Source organism: Myxococcus sp. NMCA1, assembly GCF_026810205.1.
Lineage (GTDB): Bacteria > Myxococcota > Myxococcia > Myxococcales > Myxococcaceae > Myxococcus > Myxococcus xanthus_A.
Genome location: NZ_CP113950.1, coordinates 1,279,362 through 1,294,344, shown reverse-complemented (window position 1 = coordinate 1,294,344; position 14,983 = coordinate 1,279,362). Strand labels below are relative to the sequence as shown.

The 14,983-nt window shown below is 69.1% G+C and carries 10 protein-coding genes; 6 read left to right on the top strand and 4 right to left on the bottom strand.

What is annotated here, in order from left to right; all coding sequences use genetic code 11:
- Window positions 1–9: 9 nt before the first annotated feature.
- The 6 genes from nuoF (at window position 10) to OZ403_RS05495 (ending at window position 7,788) form a co-directional block, all read left to right on the top strand.
- Window positions 10–1,350, top strand: a complete 1,341-nt coding sequence (gene nuoF, locus OZ403_RS05520) for an NADH-quinone oxidoreductase subunit NuoF (RefSeq protein WP_140787955.1) — start codon at window positions 10–12, stop codon at window positions 1,348–1,350.
- Window positions 1,347–1,853: an NADH-quinone oxidoreductase subunit J family protein gene (locus tag OZ403_RS05515; RefSeq protein WP_011551204.1), complete on the top strand. Its 507-nt coding sequence runs from the start codon at window positions 1,347–1,349 to the stop codon at window positions 1,851–1,853. The genes nuoF and OZ403_RS05515 overlap by 4 nt, the downstream gene beginning before the upstream one ends.
- A 73-nt stretch (window positions 1,854–1,926) precedes the next feature.
- Window positions 1,927–2,229 carry an NADH-quinone oxidoreductase subunit NuoK gene (nuoK, locus tag OZ403_RS05510; protein WP_090485030.1) on the top strand — a complete coding sequence of 101 codons (303 nt, stop codon included), beginning with the start codon at window positions 1,927–1,929 and terminating at the stop codon, window positions 2,227–2,229.
- A gap of 22 nt (window positions 2,230–2,251) precedes the next feature.
- Window positions 2,252–4,480: an NADH-quinone oxidoreductase subunit L gene (gene nuoL / locus OZ403_RS05505; protein WP_140787954.1), complete on the top strand. Its 2,229-nt coding sequence runs from the start codon at window positions 2,252–2,254 to the stop codon at window positions 4,478–4,480.
- Window positions 4,477–6,210: a complex I subunit 4 family protein gene (locus OZ403_RS05500; protein ID WP_140787953.1), complete on the top strand. Its 1,734-nt coding sequence runs from the start codon at window positions 4,477–4,479 to the stop codon at window positions 6,208–6,210. Before nuoL ends, OZ403_RS05500 begins: the two co-directional genes overlap by 4 nt.
- 18 nt (window positions 6,211–6,228) lie before the next feature.
- Window positions 6,229–7,788 (top strand): NADH-quinone oxidoreductase subunit N, encoded by a 1,560-nt coding sequence (locus tag OZ403_RS05495; protein ID WP_140787952.1) that lies wholly within the window; start codon window positions 6,229–6,231, stop codon window positions 7,786–7,788.
- 79 nt (window positions 7,789–7,867) lie between these two features.
- Here OZ403_RS05495 and OZ403_RS05490 read toward each other — a convergent pair whose 3' ends face one another.
- The 4 genes from OZ403_RS05490 to selB all read right to left on the bottom strand — a co-directional run bounded on the left by OZ403_RS05490 (window position 7,868) and on the right by selB (window position 14,972).
- The gene (locus OZ403_RS05490; protein WP_237078062.1) at window positions 7,868–8,620 is read right to left on the bottom strand and encodes a GNAT family N-acetyltransferase; all 753 of its coding nucleotides are present in this window, start codon (window positions 8,618–8,620) and stop codon (window positions 7,868–7,870) included.
- A gap of 501 nt (window positions 8,621–9,121) precedes the next feature.
- Window positions 9,122–10,570, bottom strand: coding sequence for a sigma-54-dependent transcriptional regulator (locus OZ403_RS05485; protein ID WP_174258657.1), 1,449 nt, complete (start codon window positions 10,568–10,570; stop codon window positions 9,122–9,124).
- Window positions 10,567–13,059, bottom strand: a complete 2,493-nt coding sequence (locus OZ403_RS05480) for an ATP-binding protein (protein WP_140853170.1) — start codon at window positions 13,057–13,059, stop codon at window positions 10,567–10,569. The genes OZ403_RS05485 and OZ403_RS05480 overlap by 4 nt, the downstream gene beginning before the upstream one ends.
- The gene (selB, locus tag OZ403_RS05475) at window positions 13,056–14,972 is read right to left on the bottom strand and encodes a selenocysteine-specific translation elongation factor (protein WP_268783642.1); all 1,917 of its coding nucleotides are present in this window, start codon (window positions 14,970–14,972) and stop codon (window positions 13,056–13,058) included. Before selB ends, OZ403_RS05480 begins: the two co-directional genes overlap by 4 nt.
- Window positions 14,973–14,983: the final 11 nt, after the last annotated feature.

Below are 14,983 nucleotides of genomic sequence, written 5' to 3'. Positions count from 1 at the left end.
GTCATCGACATGGCCTCTACGGCAAAGACGATCGAACCGATCATCTCGGCGGCCTGGGGTAAGCCTCAGTCCTGGACCCTGGACAGCTACCGCAAGCGGGGGGGCTACGAGGCGCTGAAGAAGGCGCTCCAGATGGAGCCCGCCGCCATCATCGACGAGGTGAAGAAGTCGAACCTCCGCGGCCGCGGCGGCGCCGGCTTCCCCACGGGCCTCAAGTGGAGCTTCGTCCCCAAGGACAGCCCCAAGCCCAAGTACCTGGCGGTCAACGGCGACGAGTCCGAGCCGGGCACCTTCAAGGACCGCTACATCCTGGAAGACGACCCGCACATGATGCTGGAGGGCATCGCCATCGCGTCCTACGCGCTGGGCGTGCACACCTGCTACGTGTACCTGCGCGGCGAGTTCAAGTTCCCGGCGGAGCGCACGCAGGCGGCCATCGACGAGGCCTATAAGGCGGGCATCTTCGGCAAGAAGGTCCTGGGCAAGGACTACGAGCTGAACTGCTACCTGGTCCGCGGCGCGGGCGCGTACATCTGCGGCGAGGAGACGGCGCTGCTTGAGAGCCTGGAAGGCAAGAAGGGCTGGCCCCGCCTGAAGCCTCCCTTCCCCGCGGTGGTGGGCCTCTTCGGTTGCCCCACGGTGGTGAACAACGTGGAGACGCTGGCCAGCGTGCCCGCCATCTTCCAGCAGGGCGCGGACGCCTACGCGAAGCTGGGCACCGACAAGTCGGGCGGCACGCGGCTCGTCTGCCTCTCCGGCACGGTGAACCGGCCGGGCGTCTACGAGGTGTCGATGTTCACGACCCTCGCCGAGCTCATCTACGACGACAAGTACGGCCGGGGCATGCCCGCCGGCCGCAAGGTGAAGGCCGTGATTCCGGGCGGTTCCTCGGCGCCGGTGCTGGGCGCGGACGAACTGGACGTGGCCATGGAGTTCGAGGCCCTCAAGGTGAAGCAGACCATGGCGGGCTCTGGCGGCGTCATCGTCATGGACGACGCCACCTGCATGGTGCGCAGCCTGTGGCGCGTGGCCCGCTTCTACGCGGAAGAGTCGTGCGGCCAGTGCACGCCGTGCCGTGAAGGCACGCCCTGGCAGACGCGCCTCTTGCGCAAGATCGAAGAGGGCCGCGGCGAGCCGGGCGACATCGACATGCTGTCCAACGTCGCGTCGTCGATCGCCCCCTACCCGCCCATCGGCCTGGGCAACACCATCTGCGCGCTCGGCGACGCGGCGGCGCTGCCCACGCACTCGTTCCTCATGCGGTTCCGGGACGAGTTCGAGGCCCACATCCGTGAGCACCGCTGCCCGTTCGGCGACAAGCCCTGGGGTTCGTTCGGAGACTGGTCTTGAACATCGAGCTCATCCTCTTCGGGGCGTTCGCGCTCCTGACGCTGCTGTCGGCTGGAACGGTCATCTTCGCGCGCAGCCCCATCAATTCGGCCATGGCGCTGGTGTCCACGTTCTTCTTCATGGCCGGCATCTACGTGCTGCTGTGGGCGCACACGGTGGCCGTCATGCAGGTGCTCGTGTACGCGGGCGCCATCATGGTGCTCTTCCTGTTCGTCATCATGCTGCTCAACCTGGGAGAGTCGCCCACGCGCGGCAAGCCCACGGTGGCCCGCGTCGCGGGCGGCGCTGCGACGGTGGGCCTGTTCGCGGTCCTGGCCATCATCCTCCTGAAGCTGCCCGCCGAGCCGGCCACGCTGAGCACGGGAGCCCAGGCCTCCTTCGGCACCATCGCCACCATGGGTCAGGTCATCTTCACCCAGTGGCTGTTCCCCTTCGAAGCTGTGAGCTTGCTGCTGCTGGTGGCCATGGTGGGCGCAGTCGTCGTGGCCAAGTCGCGGATCTGATCGCCCATCCCGGACAATTTTTCTGTGCTAGATGGCGGCGCAGGCAGCCGCTCGCGAGGCCCCGAATCGGCCCATGGTTCCCATCACCTACTATCTCCTGCTTGCCGCCGCCCTGTTCTGCATGGGCATGTTCGGCGTGCTCGTTCGCCGCAACGCGCTGGTCGTCTTCATGAGCGTGGAGCTGATGCTCAACGCGGCCAACCTCACGTTCGTGGCCTTCGCGCGCATGCGCGGTGACGACCTCGGCCACGTGTCCGCCTTCTTCGTCATCGCGGTGGCGGCGGCGGAAGCCGCCATCGGTCTGGCCATCGTCATCGCCGTCTTCCGGAGCCGGGGCAGCATCCTGCTGGAAGACCTCCGGACGATGAAGCACTGATGCCCCCCCAGGAGCCACTGTCATGACTCTCGTCGAATTCTTCCGGGCGGCACCCGTGGCGCCAGACATCCTGGCGCCCTCGCTCTGGCTCATCATCGCGCTGCCCCTGCTGGGCGCGTTCATCTGCGGTGTGTTCGGCAAGATGATGGGCCGGGCCAACGTCCAGCTCGTCGCCTGCGCGGCGGTGGCCGGCTCCTTCGTCCTGAGCCTGTTGGCCTTCTGGGCCACCAGCCACCACAACCCCGAGACGGGTCGGCTGGCGGCCATCTTCCCCAACCCGTTCGGCATCGAGCGGGACTTCGTGCGCTACGCGCTCGCGTACGACTACGGCACCTGGTTCTCGGTGGGCGACTTCCGGGTGAACTTCGGGCTGATGGTGGACCATCTGTCCGGCATCCTGCTGCTCATCATCACCGGCGTCGGCTTCCTCATCCACCTGTACTCCACCAGCTACATGGAGCACGACGCCGCGTACTGGCGGTTCTTCGCGTACCTGAACCTGTTCGTCGCGGCGATGCTGACGCTGGTGCTGGCCGACAACCTGATCCTGCTCTTCGTGGGCTGGGAGGGCGTCGGCATGGCCAGCTACCTGCTCATCGGCTTCTGGTACGACGATCCGGCCAAGGCCTGGGCCGGGCGCAAGGCCTTCGTCACCAACCGCATCGGTGACTTCGCGTTCCTCATCGGCACTTTCCTGCTGGTGCTGCTGGTCTCCGCCTTCACCCAGCAGTCGAACGCGGCGGACTACAACAACGCCGGCACCACCGCGCAGCACTACACGGCCGCGCTGGAGAAGAAGGGCCCGGTGACGTTCAAGGGCCTGGAGAAGATGGCCGAGGGCCTGGTGGACGGCTCTGCGGACAAGGTCGACCTGAGCACCCCCATCGAGGCGGGCCCGCTGGAGGGCTACACCTTCGGCGGCGTGATGACGGCGGCCATGCTGCTGTTCCTCCTGGGCGCCGCGGGCAAGAGCGCGCAGCTGCCACTCTACGTCTGGCTGCCGGACGCCATGGCCGGCCCCACGCCGGTCTCCGCCCTCATCCACGCCGCGACGATGGTGACCGCCGGCGTCTACCTGTTCAGCCGCATGTCCGCGCTGCTGGTGCTGAGCCCCACCGCCATGGCGACCATCGCCATCATCGGCGCGCTCACCTCGCTGCTGGCGGCGCTCATCGCCTTCGCGCAGGACGACATCAAGAAGGTGCTCGCCTACTCCACGGTGTCCCAACTGGGCATCATGTTCATGGGCGTGGGCATGGGCATCTTCTGGGCGGCGGTGTTCCACCTGATGACGCACGCCTTCTTCAAGGCCTGCCTCTTCCTCGGCGCCGGCAGCGTGATGCACGGCAACGGCGACGAGACGGACATCAAGAAGCTGGGTGGCCTGCGCAAGGAGATGCCCTGGACCTGGGCCACCTTCCTGGTCGCCACCCTGGCCATCACCGGCATCATCCCGCTGTCCGGCTTCTTCTCGAAGGACGCCATCCTGCACGGCGTGCACCACAACCACCTGCAGGGCCTGGAGTGGGTGTCCAGCCTCGTCTACTACCTGGGCCTGCTCATCGCGGCGTCCACCGCGTTCTACATGACGCGCGTGTACCTGCTCACCTTCGAGGGTCCCCGCTCGAAGGAGGCCCGGGTGGCCCACGCCCATGAGAGCGCCTGGCAGATGACCCTGCCGCTGGTGGTGCTGGCGGTCCTGAGCGTGGTCGCCGCGCGGTACGCGTTCGGCATCGACTTCTTCAACATGACGGCGCAGCCGGTGCTCGACAACTTCCTGAGCCCGGTGTTCAGCGCGACCAAGCGCATCACCGACGCCAGCGCGCTGGTAGCGCTGGACACCAGCCGCCCGCAGTTGGTGCCGGACTACCTCAAGGCCTGGGCCGTGGCCCTGGCGGGTGGCGGCGCGGCGGCCTTCCTCTACCTGCGCTACTTCCCTTCGCGCGTGGGTCTGCCGGATCCCGCCTTCATCCGCGCGGTGCGCCCCCTGGCGCTCAACAAGTTCTACGTGGACGAGCTCTATGAGCTGATTGTCATCCGTCCCGTGAAGTTCATGAGCTTCCTCCTCTTCCGCGTGGTGGACGCGCTCGTCATCGACACCGTGGCGGTCCGCGGCACGGCGTGGGTGACGGCGCGCGTGGGCAGTGCGCTCCGCTACGTGCAGTCGGGCGACGCCCAGGCCTACGCCGCTGTGATGGCCATCGCCCTGCTGGGCGGGATGGCCTACGCCCTCATCCAGGTGATGCAATGAGCTTCTTCGACAACCACCTGCTCAACCTCGTCGTCTTCCTGCCGCTGGTGTTCGCGGCGCTGGTGGCGCTGCTGCCGGCCGGCGAGAGCGGCCAGATTCGCACCGTCACGTTCATCGCCATGGTGCTGGACCTGGTGTTCGGGGTCTGGGCCTACATGACGTACGTGCCAGGCGGACCGGAGTTCCAGCTCGAGTACCGGGCGCGTTGGTTCGACCTGTTCGGCACCAGCTACCACATTGGCGTGGACGGCCTGGCCGTGAGCCTGCTGCTGCTCACCGTCTTCCTGGGGCCCCTGGTGGTGCTGGCGTCCACCACGTACATCAAGTTCCGCATCAAGGAGTTCCACCTGGCGCTGCTGGTGCTCCAGACGACGATGCTGGGCGCGCTGGTGTCGCTGGACGTGCTGCTCTTCTACATCTTCTTCGAGGCCATGCTCATCCCCATGTACCTCCTGGTGGGTGTGTGGGGCGCCGAGGACCGCCAGATGGCGGCGGTGAAGTTCTTCCTCTACACGCTGGCCGGCTCGCTGCTGATGCTGGTGGCCATCATCGCCGTGTACTTCATCAGCGCGCCGGTGGGTGCCCGCTCGTTCGACTACGCGAGCATCTACAACGGCCTGCTGGACGCCAACCGTCAGCTCAGCGCGTGCACCGCGGGACCCGCGGGCGCGTGTGATTCGCTCACCGGGCTGGCCGCCACGCTGCACACCTGGGGTCCGTGGCTGTTCGGGGCGTTCGCCATCGCGTTCGCCGTCAAGGTCCCGATGTGGCCGCTGCACACCTGGTTGCCGGACGCGCACGTGCAGGCGCCGGTGGCCGGCTCCATGATTCTGGCCGGCGTCACCCTGAAGATGGGGACCTTCGGCTTCTGGCGCTACGCGATTCCCTTCTTCCCGGTGGCCACGCAGCAGGCGCGGCCCTTCCTGGCCACGCTGGCCGTCATCGGCATCGTGTACGGCGCGCTGATGTGCCTGGCGCAGCGGGACATCAAGAAGCTGATCGCGTACTCGTCGGTCAGCCACCTGGGCTACTGCATGCTGGGCATCCTGGCGATTACGGCCGAGGGCGCCACGGGCAGCGCGTACCAGATGCTCAACCACGGTGTGTCCACGGGCGCGCTGTTCCTCCTGTTCGGCTACCTGTACGAGCGGCGCCACTCGCGCCTGATGGCGGACTACGGCGGCATCGCGAAGGTGATGCCGGTGTTCACCGCGGCCTTCGTCATCATCACCTTCTCCTCCATCGCCGTGCCGGGCACCAACGGCTTCATCGGTGAGTTCCTCGTCCTCCTGGGCACCTTCAAGAGCGACCTGGGCGAGGCCGCGGGCAACCCGCACCTGACGGCGGTGTTCGGCGGCTTCGCCACGCTGGGCGTCATCCTGGGCGCGGCCTACATGCTGTGGATGGTCCAGAAGGTGTTCTTCGGTGGCATCACGCACCGGGAGAACCAGCACCTGACGGACATGAACCTGCGCGAGGGCCTCACGGTGCTTCCCTTCATCGTCCTGGTCGCTGTGATGGGTCTGCAGCCGCAGCCCTTCCTGGACCGGCTGGCGCCGTCCACGGACCGCTTCCTGGCCCGCGCCCGCGTGGGCACGCCGGGGGCCGAGTTGCAGGAGGACCGACTTCGGGTAGAGGTGATGTCCCTGCCATCCCGTCAGGTCGTCGCCGCGCCGTCCGCGCCCGTTCCGCTGGCCGCCGCCCCGGCCGTTCCCTCGCCGCGGCAGTAGGCCGCCTGAGCTTCCGACATGAACCTGCCCAATCTCAGCCTGGCAGACTTCCTCCCGCTGCTGCCCGCCATCATCATGGTGGTGGGTGCCTCCATCCTGCTGCTGTCGGAGGTGTTCCTCTCCACGACGGCGTCGCGCGCGTACCAGGCGGTGCTCACCGTGGTGACGGCGGTGGCGGCCGGCGCCATGGCGCTGACGACGATGTTCGAGCCACCCCAGGAGGTGATGCTCGGCTTCGGCGTGATGGACCCCTTCTCCAGCTTCCTCACCTTCGTGGTGTGCGTGGGCCTGGCGCTGGCGACCCTGAGCTCGGTGAGTTTCCTGCGCAAGCGCGGCGCGGAGCGCGGTGAGTTCTACGCGCTGATGCTGTTCGCATCAGCGGGCATGAGCCTGCTGGCGATGTCGAACGAGCTCATCACGCTCTTCGTCAACATCGAGGTCCTCTCCCTCTCCACCTACGCGCTGACGTCGTACCTGCGGCGTGGTACGCGGCCGAGCGAGGCGGGCTTCAAGTACTTCATCCTGGGCGCCTTCTCGTCCGCGGTGCTGCTCTACGGCGCGGCGCTGCTGTACGGCGCCACCGGCACCACCCACCTGACGGCCATGGCCGGTCCGCTGTCCACCGCCATGTCGTCGCAGCCGGGCCTGGTGTACGCGGGCATCATCCTGGTGATCACGGGCTTCGCCTTCAAGGTCGCCGCGGTGCCGTTCCACATGTGGACGCCGGACGTCTACGAGGGTGCGCCGACGCCGGTCACCGCGCTGATGAGCGTGGGCGTGAAGGCGGCCGCCTTCGCGGCGATGGTCCGCGTGTTCTTCATGGTGGGCAAGGGCGTGGACCCGCAGATTCTGCTGAGCCTGTTCTCCGTGCTGGCCTTCCTCACCATGGTGGCGGGCAACCTGCTGGCGATTCCGCAGCGCAACGTGAAGCGCATGCTGGCGTACTCGTCCATTGCCCACGCCGGCTACCTGCTGGTGGGCGTGGCCGCCCTCTTCGTCACCGGTCCGGGCGAGCAGTTCCGCCTGCTGGGTGCGTCCGCGCTGACGGGTGGTACCCCGTTGGACCTGGCCCGCGCGGAGGCGCTGCGCGGCATCCTCTACTACCTGCTGGCGTACACGTTCAGCGCGGTGGGTGCCTTCACCATCGTCTCCGTCCTGGAGCGTCGTGAGGACGAGGAGAAGGGCACCGCGTGGGATTTGGAGCGCTTCAGCGGGCTGGCGCAGCGCAAGCCGGGTTGGGCCTTCGCGATGGCGGCCTTCATGCTGTCGCTGGGTGGCATCCCGCCCACCATCGGCTTCATGAGCAAGCTGCTCATCTTCCAGGCCGCCGTGGACGCGGGCCTCATCGGCCTCACCATCGTCGGCGTGCTCTCCAGCGCGGTGGGCATCTATTACTACCTGCGCGTGGTGGTCTACATGTTCATGCGGCCGGTGCCGGAGGGCGCGCAGGCGCTCGAGAAGAGCTGGTCCACCGAGCTGGCGCTGGTGCTGTCCACCGCGGCAGTCGTGATTCTGGGCATCATCCCCGGTCCCATCATGGGCTGGCTGGAGCAGGCCAGCAGCATCTTCGGCCAGTAGCCTCCCGCCTCCGCCGTCACACCCCGCCCGCCCCGGCTTCGTGCTCGGGCGGGCGTCGTGTTTTCAGCGCCCGTGTGAGTCAGGGCGCCGCGTCCACCAGTGGGCCGCGAAGCTCCAGCGTATCGAGGCGCGTCTGTGCTCCCGCTTCGCGGAGCAGGTGAACCAGAGGCGCGTCATCCGTCACCGAGACATTCAGCGAGGACACGCTCTCACCCAGGCGCGCGAAGGCATCTTCGAGCAGGGTCCGCGCATGCGCGGGAGACACCGCGAAGAAGGGATACAAGAGAGGCATGGAGGCGCGCAGGTCCATCATCCCCAACCACCGGCGTGCAGGTGTTTGGGGGTCGACGAGCCCCAGCAGCCGGTGCGAGTCACTGGCCGCGAAGCCCGCCAGCTTGCCGGGAATCATCCCGAAGGCCTCCGTCAGCGCGCCGCAGTCCTCCAGCGACACCGGCACCACGGCCCCGTCCGGTGACGCGGGGGGGAGCGCCGCCAGGTGCGCCCGCGTCACCCGCAACGTGGTGGCCTCGCGCGCCGGCCGCATGCCCAGCGAGGTGTAGAGCGCGAGCGCGGGCACGTTGTCCCGCTTCACGTTGAGGCCCCAGCGGGTACACCCTTGTGCGCGCAGGTGGTTGGCCAGGTGCGACATCATCTGGCGCCCCAGTCCCTGCCCCCGGGCGGACGGAGCCACCACCAACTGCAACACGAACCCGAAGTCCCCCAGGGCCTTCATCACGGAATAGGCCTCCACGCCCTGGGGGCCCTCCGCAACCAGGGAGAGTCGGGCGAGTTCCGCCGCCCACACGGGCTCGGGGGGAGGGGGATCATCCACCCCAAGTTCAAGAAAGAGCCGGGCGAAGACAGCGTGGTCTTCCGGCCGGCCGGGACGCAGCACCCACTGAGATTCAGTTGAACCCACCTGCGCTTCCCTTCGTCGCGAACTGGCTCGGCTTACAGACGCGGAAAAGAAGGCGGCCCGACACCCCAAAGAGGTGCCGGGCCGCGGGTCTTCTCAAGGTGACTCACCGGAAGTGCTGAAGGGGTGGGGGGGAACCGCCTTCAGCCTCGCTTCGATGTGTCCCGCGTGTTCCTTTAGCAGTCGCCGTGCCAGCCGCCTCGCGGGGAGAAACTCTAGTTTTCTCAAGCACTTGAAGAACTAACTGACGCTCCCCCTGCCCCATCGCTCCATTTCATGGCTGCAATGGAGTTTCAGAAGTGAAAAAGACGAGTGAATTCAGATACTTGCCTTTTTCACCTATGAACCCGTCCATTTCGGATCTGAATCCATGGCCGCGGGAAAGTTACATGGGTGAGCCTTCCCCCTACTCCAGGGCTATTCCCGGGCCAGTTCGCTGGGCGGACGAAGGTTGAGCCGCTTCATCTTCCGCCAGAGGGTGGTGGAGGAAACGCCGAGTTCATCGGCGACGCGCGCCAGGTCCACCCCGTGCCGCTCCAGGGCTTGGGTGATGGCGTGGCGCTCCGCCTCCTCTACCACCTGGGCCAGCGTGGGCCCCGCGCTGGCGTTGCGCCCGAGCGCCCCGCCCTGCCCGTCCAGGAAGGCGACGCTGGGGGTGCCATGGGCCGGCGTCATGCGGCCCTGCCGCACGGGGAAGTCCTCGGGCAGCAGCTCATCGCCCTCCGCGAGCGCTGCGGCCTGCTCCACCAGGTTCTCCAGCTCGCGCACGTTGCCGGGGAAGCCGTAGCTCATCAGGTGAGCCACGGCGGCGGCGGACAGGCGCTTGGGGTTGGGGCTGCGGGCATTGGCCCGCTCCAGGAAGTGCTCCGCCAACGCGGGCACGTCCTCCAGGCGCTCGCGCAATGGCGGCACGCGGAGGGCCACCACGTTGAGGCGGTAGTAGAGGTCCTGCCGGAAGCGCTTGTCGCGCACCTCCAGCTCGATGTCCCGGTTGGTGGCGGCGACGATGCGCACATCCACGCGCAGCGCGGTGGACTCACCGACGCGGCGGACCTCTCCCTCTTGCAGCGCGCGCAGCAGCTTGGACTGGAAGGTGGGGCTGGTCTCCGTCACCTCGTCGATGAAGAGCGTGCCGCCGTCCGCCTCCTCGAAGAGGCCCCGGCGGGACTTCACCGCGCCGGTGAAGGCGCCCTTGGCGTGGCCGAACAGCTCGCTCTCCAGCAATGACTCGCTGATGGCCGCGCAGTTGACGGGCACGAAGGAGCGGGCCTTGCGGCGGCTGTGCGCATGGAGCGCGCGCGCCACCAGCTCCTTGCCCGTGCCGCTCTCGCCCTGGATGAGGACGGTGGCGTCGCTCTGCGCCACGCGCATCAGCCGCGTGGTGAGCTCGCGCATGGCGGAGCTGCGCCCCACCAGGGCGGACAAGCCGTGGCGCTGGTTGAAGTCGGTGGTGAGGTTGTCCACGTCGCGCAGCAGGCGCGCGCGCTCCAGGGCGCGCTCCACGCGGTAGCGCAGCTCGCTCTCCTTGAAGGGCTTGGTGACGTAGTCGTAGGCCCCCAGGCGCATGGCCTCCACGGCGCTCTCGATGGAGCCGAAGGCCGTCATCATGATGACCTGGAGCCGGGGTGCCACCTCCAGCGCGCGCCGCAGGAGCGTGAGCCCGTCCATGGGCTCCATCTTCAGGTCCGTCAGCAGCAGGTCGATGCTGCCGCTGGCGAGCTGGGCCAGGGCCTCCTCGCCGGTGGCGGCCTCGAAGACGGTGTAGTTCTCCGCCCGCAGCAACAGGGCGGTGGTGGCGCGCATGTTGCGCTGGTCGTCCACGACGAGGAGCCTTCCTCGGGTCGGCGGAGTGTTCGCGTCGGTCATGGGAAGGACGGAGGCTGCGAGAACGGCAGCCGGAAGGTGAAGGTGGTACCGCGCCCCGGGATGCTGTCCACGGCGATTTCGCCCCGGTGCTCCTCGAGGATGCGCCTGACGACGGCCAGCCCCAGGCCGGTGCCCTGGGCCTTGGTGGTGAAGAACGGCTCGAAGACGCGGTGGAGCAGCTCGGCGGGGATGCCCGGGCCCTGGTCCACCACGTCGATGCGCAGCTGCTCGCGCCCCGCGTGGGCTTCACGGCGCGCGCGAACCTGCACGAGTCCACCCTGCGGCATGGACTGGATGGCGTTGACCGCCACGTTGACCAGCGCCTGTCGGATGAGGCGACGATCCATGGGTACCGGCGGCAGGCCGGGCTCCACGTCGGATTGGATGCGGATGGAGCGGTCCGCGCCGCCGCCCTGCATCCGCGCGGCCTCCAGCGAATCCTGGAGCACGCGTCCCAGGTCCTCCTGCTGGAGCACCGGGTCCCTGGGACGCGTGTAGTCCAGCAGGTCGCCGACGATGCGATTGAGCCGGTCGCTCTCCTCCCCCAGGATGTCCAGCAACATGGCCGCGTCGCCGCCCGGCACCAACAGCCGGCGCAGCGAGGCCACCGCGTTGAAGATGACGCCCAGCGGGTTGCGCACCTCGTGGGCGACAATCGCGGACAGTTCGCCCAGCGCGGCCAGCCGCTCGCGCTTCACCATCTCCGCGCGCGTGGCGGCCAGCTCCGCGTAGCTGGCCCACAGTGACTCGTACAGGCGCGCGTTGGCGATGGACAACGCCAGCTGGCCACACGTGGCCTCCGCCAGCTCGATGAGCTCCGGACCGAAGGCGCGCGGGCCCCGCGTGTCGTCCACCACCACCACGCCGATGAGCTCCTCGCGCGAGGTGAGCGGCAGCGCCAGCAGTGCCTTCTCGTCGAAGCGGTGCGCGAGCTCCGGGTTGAAGCCTCCGTCCGCGGCGGACACGTCCTCCACCGCGATGGGCCTGCGCTCACGCGCCACGCGCGCCGCCAGGCCGTCTCCATGGAGGGGCAGCACCACCGTGCGGAAGTAGTCGCGGTGCGCGATGGAGGCCGCGGCGCCGCGCAGCAGCCGGGCGCCCTCGTCGTACAGCAGGATGTAGCAGTTGGACACGTCCAGCAGGCGGACGAGGAAGTCGGCGGCCACGTCCAGGATGCTCGACGTCTCCAGCACGCCGGACGTGGTGCGTGCCAGGTCCAGCAAGAGGCGCGTCTCGGCCAACTGGCGCGAGGACTCGGCCCGCAGCCGGCGCTGCTCCAGCAGCGTCACCAGCAACTCAGACAGCGTGCCCAGCAGGCGCAGGTCCCGTTCGTCGAAGGGCCTCCCCGGCGCGCGCAGCACCTGGAGCATCCCGCACACCTCGCCGCCGCGAATCAGACACACCGCCGCGCCCGCCCCCAACCGCCCTCCGGACTGCTCCGCCAGTGGAGCCTCGTCCGCGGACGAGGACAGCGCGCCCTCCGCGCCACACGACAGCACACCCGTGAGCCGGCGCGCGTCCGCCGTGTCCTGAAAGCCCACGTGGGAGGACAGCGTCAGCGTGACTTCGGGAGGCGTCGAGAGATGCAGCGCAGCGGCGTCCGCCTGGAGCAGCGACGCGACGCGCTCCAGGAAGTCCTCCTGCGTGGGTGGAGACGGCTGCGCGACGAAGCGCGCCACCTGCGCCACCGCTTCCATCTCCCAGCGACTGCGCGCGCTCTCCGCCTGCACGCGCGCGTCCGCCAGCGCGGCGCCCACCACCTTGGCGAAGAGCATCAACACCGAGCCGTGATGCGGCGCCACCCACTGGCCCTCCACCCACAGCACCTCGGCCTGGGGGCCGCCCACGGGCAGGTAGACGTGGCTGGGAGCAGCCTGGTCCGCGCCGCCGAAGACGGGGCGCCCGTCCGCGAGCGATTCCAGCCCCAGGCGCGCATCCTCCGGCAGTGGCTCCCCGTCCCGGGACAGCAAGCCCTCGCCCTCCCAGCGCAGCAACCGGGCCCGGAAGCCCGCGGCCTCCAGTCCCTTCAAGGCGACGCGGCGGACGGCGTTCTCCGAGTGCGCGGACACCAGCCCCGCGGACGTCTCCACCAGCCGCTCGGCCACCGACATCTCCGGCGGCCGGTTCTCCATGGGCACGCAGTTGAGCAGCAGGCCCCCTCCCCCGCGCTCCAACACGAAGCGGGACGCGGTGACGGCCACCTCGCGCGCCACGCCATCCGCGCAGGGGACCTGGAAGAGCTGGGAGCCTTCATGGAGCGGCGCACCGGCCTCCACCCGCCAGTAACGCTCGACCACGCGGCTGCGGTCCTCTGGCTGGATGAAGTCCATGACGGAGCGGCCCTCCACCTGGGCGCGTTGCAGGCCGAGCAACGCGACATACGCGTCATTGGCCACGAGCACCCGTCCATCCACCACCGCCAGCATGGGGTTGCGGAAGGTGTCGATGAGGGCGCGAAGCTCCGCCTCGCTGTAGCGCTTGGTACTCATCCGCGACGCAGCACCCGCTTCTCTCCTACCCGGAGCGTGACCTTCTCCCGGTCGAAGTATTCGGACAAGGGGATGACGAACTTGCGGCTTTGCCCCACCATCTCCTTGAAATCCTGGGTGGTAATCTCCTTCTTCTCGCGCAGGTGGGCAACCAGGCGCTCGCGCAGGGACGCCAGCGCCCCGGCCGCGAACCACAAGCCCTCCGAGACGCGCACCGCCGCCCCCTCCACCACCATGACGCCCAACAGCTCACGCAGCCGGGAGGCGGGGAGCTGGAGCTTCTGCTCCAGCTCGGGAAGCGAGGGAGGCGCCAGGGCAGCGGCGGACAGCTCTGCCGCCAGCCGCGCCCGAGCGGCGGTGTCCCCCAGGCTCAGCGTGCGGCCGCGCCCCTTGAGGCGCACCACGTCCCGCTCCAACTCCACCCGGCCTCCTTCCACCAGGACCTGCAACACCCGCAGAAACGCCCGCGCGTCCAGCGCGGAGGACAGCCGCTGCCGCAGCTCCTCGCGGGACAGTCCTTCGCGCAGGGGCTCGCGCTCATGGAAGGTGGCCAGCAGCGACAGGGCGCGGCCCTGCAACGCCTCGAAGACATCGCCGGAGAGGTACAGCCGCCGCTCCCGGTCGATGAGGAGCGCGCCGCCCCGCGCGCCCAACAACTCCAGCGCGCGCGTGAGGACCCGAGGCCCTAGCGCCGAGCGGCCGAACAGCTCCGGCTGCGTCAGCCCGCGATAGCCCGCCTGCCGTAGCAGCCAGGCCACCTGCCCCGCCGGGTCCGCCTCCAGCAGGGGCACCACCGCCGACGCGCCGCCTTTGCGCCGCTTCGGCGGGGAGATGGACAGGATGCGGCCTCCCGCCACCGTGGCGCCTCGTCCCGGAAGGGCTCGCGCGCCGCGCAGGATGAAGCGCTGGCCCACCAACGCACCCACGGAGGTGCCCAGGCGCAGCTGCGCCAGCGTCGTCTCGCCGGGCTCCAGTCGCTCCACATCCAACAGCGCCACCGTGGCCTCCACCTGCGCGGTGCCCAGGTGCAGCAGCAGCTTCGAGCGACGAGGCAACGGGGACGGAGCCGCGGGCAGCAGCGTCAACTCGACGTCGAGCATGCGCGTCTCCGACAGCTCGCCCGCGCGCACCAGCACCATGCCCCGGTGCAACGCCTCCGGCTCCACGCCGGTGAGGTTCACCGCCGCGCGCTGTCCCGCCTCCACGGCGGACACCGCGTCGCCATGCCGCTGCACCCCGCGCACGCGCAACGGACCGGGCAGTCCGGGCAGAAGCGATACCGCGTCATCCACCGACAGCGCTCCCGACAGCAGCGTGCCCGTCACCACCGTGCCAAAGCCCTTGATGGTGAACACGCGATCCACCGGCAGGAAGGCGGGCCCCTCCGAAGGCCGCTCGGGCAGCGCCTCCGCGGCCCGGGTGAGCGCGGCGCGCAGCGCGTCCAACCCTTCCCCCGTTCTGGCGGAGCAAGCCACCACGGGCACCGACTCCAGGAAGGTCCCCACGGTGAGCGCGGCCAGGTCGGACTCCACCAGCGCGCGCCACTCCGGGCCCAGCTCCGCCAGCGTGTCCGACTTGGTGAGGGCGATGACGCCGGCCCGCACGCCCAGCAGCCGGCAGATGTCCAGGTGCTCGCGCGTCTGGGGCATCACGCCCTCGTCCGCGGCCACCACCAGCACCACCATGTCCACGCCGCCGGCGCCGGCGGCCATGGCCTTCACGAAGCGCTCGTGGCCCGGAACATCCACCACGTCGGCCACGGTGCCGTCATCCAGCGTCAGGTGGGCGAAACCCAGCTCCAGGGTGATGCCGCGGCGCTTCTCTTCCTTGAGCCGGTCGGTGTCGATGCCGGTGAGCACCTTCACCAGGGACGTCTTGCCATGGTCGATGTGGCCCGCCGTCCCGACAATCATGGCGTCACCGC

What these genes read in the sequence shown, in the direction of transcription:
- nuoL (WP_140787954.1), top strand. Translation starts at nt 2,252, where the DNA reads ATGACTCTCGTCGAATTCTTCCGGGCGGCACCCGTGGCGCCAGACATC.
- OZ403_RS05500 (WP_140787953.1), top strand. Translation starts at nt 4,477, where the DNA reads ATGAGCTTCTTCGACAACCACCTGCTCAACCTCGTCGTCTTCCTGCCG.
- OZ403_RS05495 (WP_140787952.1), top strand. Translation starts at nt 6,229, where the DNA reads ATGAACCTGCCCAATCTCAGCCTGGCAGACTTCCTCCCGCTGCTGCCC.
- nuoF (WP_140787955.1), top strand. Translation starts at nt 10, where the DNA reads ATGGCCTCTACGGCAAAGACGATCGAACCGATCATCTCGGCGGCCTGG.
- OZ403_RS05485 (WP_174258657.1), bottom strand. Translation starts at nt 10,570, where the DNA reads ATGACCGACGCGAACACTCCGCCGACCCGAGGAAGGCTCCTCGTCGTG.
- OZ403_RS05480 (WP_140853170.1), bottom strand. Translation starts at nt 13,059, where the DNA reads ATGAGTACCAAGCGCTACAGCGAGGCGGAGCTTCGCGCCCTCATCGAC.
- nuoK (WP_090485030.1), top strand. Translation starts at nt 1,927, where the DNA reads ATGGTTCCCATCACCTACTATCTCCTGCTTGCCGCCGCCCTGTTCTGC.
- selB (WP_268783642.1), bottom strand. Translation starts at nt 14,972, where the DNA reads ATGATTGTCGGGACGGCGGGCCACATCGACCATGGCAAGACGTCCCTG.